Source organism: Shewanella sp., from assembly GCF_051658185.1.
Taxonomy (GTDB): domain Bacteria; phylum Pseudomonadota; class Gammaproteobacteria; order Enterobacterales; family Shewanellaceae; genus Shewanella.
Genome location: NZ_JBOFMC010000045.1, coordinates 1 through 2,470, shown reverse-complemented (window position 1 = coordinate 2,470; position 2,470 = coordinate 1). Strand labels below are relative to the sequence as shown.

The 2,470-nt window shown below is 42.1% G+C and carries 2 protein-coding genes; both read left to right on the top strand.

All coding sequences use genetic code 11. The annotated features are described in order from the left end of the window. Positions 1 to 103 precede the first annotated feature (103 nt). A complete protein-coding gene (locus ACRCZA_RS01840) occupies positions 104 to 805 on the top strand; it encodes an OmpA family protein (protein ID WP_438672781.1) in 702 nt (233 codons plus the stop codon). Next, on the top strand, positions 802 to 1,929 hold the full coding sequence (locus ACRCZA_RS01835) for an HNH endonuclease (RefSeq protein WP_438672780.1): 1,128 nt from the start codon (positions 802 to 804) through the stop codon (positions 1,927 to 1,929). Before ACRCZA_RS01840 ends, ACRCZA_RS01835 begins: the two co-directional genes overlap by 4 nt. Positions 1,930 to 2,470: the final 541 nt, after the last annotated feature.

Sequence of the window (2,470 nt, the reverse complement as noted above, 5' to 3'; positions counted from 1 at the left end):
AACAGATGGGATCAGCGCTGGCACAAGTCACCGGCCGCTTTGTAACAGATTACAGCAGACTGACACAAGCTATGCATGACATCGTTAAGCGGAATGATGCCTAATGGACGATCTAATTGGTAAACAAACAGTCTCGACTGATTCTGGGGAGCATTGGCTATCTATTTCCGACCTAATGGCTGGATTAATGATGGTATTTTTATTTATTGCCATTGTTTTCATGCTTCACACCCAAAATGAGAATCAGAAAATAAAAGATGTTGCCGTCGCTTATCAACAAAATCAAGTCGCCATCTACCAAGCACTTAATAAAGAGTTTGCCAATGACTTAGATAAATGGGGAGCTACGATTGATCAAGAAACGCTGGCGTTTAGCTTTCAATCACCCGATGTTCTTTTTGGCAATAATGAAACAAAATTAACCGGCACCTACCGTTTGATCCTAAATGATTTTTTTCCTCGCTATATTAAAGTGCTAAAACCTTTTCGCGACTCACTCGACGAAATCCGCATAGAAGGCCACACATCTAGCGCAGGGATCCGAGGGACGTCAAAGCAAGAGGCCTATTTCTATAATATGCAACTGTCGCAAGGTCGAACACGCGCTGTTCTCGAGTATGGCTATGAGCTCATGCCTGAAGAGGCTGATTGGATCACTGCAACTATAGCCGCAGTTGGCTTTTCATCTTCTCGCTTGATAATGCAATCAGATATAGAAGATCCTGAACGCTCGCGCCGAGTCTCTTTTCGCGCTATTACAAATGCCGATATTCAGATCAAACGAATTTTAGAGTCGCAGCAATGAAATTAACCGTTGACCTCAGCGAACTCATTGCAGCTGTAGCACCACTTGGCAAGCTAGAAATAGATTTTGAATTATCAAAAACACTAGAAGATTTATTAGCCGACGGTATAGAACTCGAATCGGGTGATATTAACCTGATCGATGGCTCAGAAGGTGTACTCTCTTATGAGGGCCACCAAGTCATGCTTTATATTCCTGATCAAGGCAATAATATTGAAGACACACTAGATGATGGAAAGTCAAAAGGTGCACGTCGTGTACATATTGCCGAGTGTACAACCCTTGCAGATATGCGTGCAAAAGGCCGTTTTAATAATCGTTATGCCATAACCAACCGTACCGATGGTTATTTCGCTGTCCACGGAGTTATCCAGTTAAGTGGCAATAAATTACAAGGTGAAAGCAAGCTCGCCGTATGCAAAAACTGCCTGAAGGCTCTGAATTATCAAGATTATTTAGGCCTTAACGACTATGCGAGAAATCACTTAGTCGCTGCTTTTTCCTTTATCGATTTTTTTGATTGTTATCGTTCTTATTTCTCCAGTTTACCCACTTCAAATCTTGGCTCACTCGCGGGGAATTACACAGCCGATTGGAAATCGATATCAAAATCCTTACGCCATTCAGTTGATTTTTGTTGTGAGCATTGTGAAGTTAATTTAACTAAGCACCCTGAGTTACTCCATGTACATCATATCAATGGTAATAAGTCAGATAATGATCGCAAAAATTTACGCGCCTTATGTATGGATTGCCATAAAAAGCAGCCCAATCATGAGCATCTGCAAATAGTAATGCGTGATATTGAAAAAATTAATTATCTAAGACGACAACAAAATAAATTTGACGTGTTTGACTATGTATCGTTACATAAATATGCAGATACGAGCTTGCTCAGCTTAACAAAACTACTGGAGCGCTATCAATTAACAGTACCGCAACTTGGTCTCACAGTAAAAATAGGGCAAAAACATATTCCATTAGATCTTTGCTGGCCGAAAAATTTTGTTGCCGTACTCATTGAGAGCTCACATCGAACCGAATTAAAGAAAAATGGCTGGACAGTTTTTAGTACCTTTGAGGCAATTAACAAAATTCACAAGTTGCAAGCACTGTTACGATAATGCGTGATGGCCTGGTGAGTGGGCGTCAGCATGGCACTGACCCGCCCTTGTGGTAACCGTTCACCAAGGGTGTGTTGACATTAAAAAGAGACGGTCATCTCATGTTCCTCCTTTGTCTGTTGCTTGACCCCTCTCGTGTTGCATACTTGCTGGCATGACCAAAAAGCATGCAACACTGGCGGTTAACTCTCTGACCATCGAGCAGGCCCACGAGCTGATACATAAGCTGCTGGACCGTATCACCGAGTTGGAGGGTAAGCGTTCACCAGGACCATATTGACATTTTATTGCTGTAATGCATTGCATGTATGATGCATGATATTCGAGTCTAAAAAAGCTTTGTGATAGAGCATCTCGCTGGAAAATAGTACCAATGCGCATCGTGCTTTGTTTGTCAACTCACCAGGGCGGGATCGCACTTTTTTTGACCACGTTTGAATCGGCTGATCACCTGTGATCTAATCGCGTCTCCACGTAAATGGCGACGCATTATGAACCTGATTGAACACCTGACTCTTGTTAAAGAAACCCGTTCTGACAT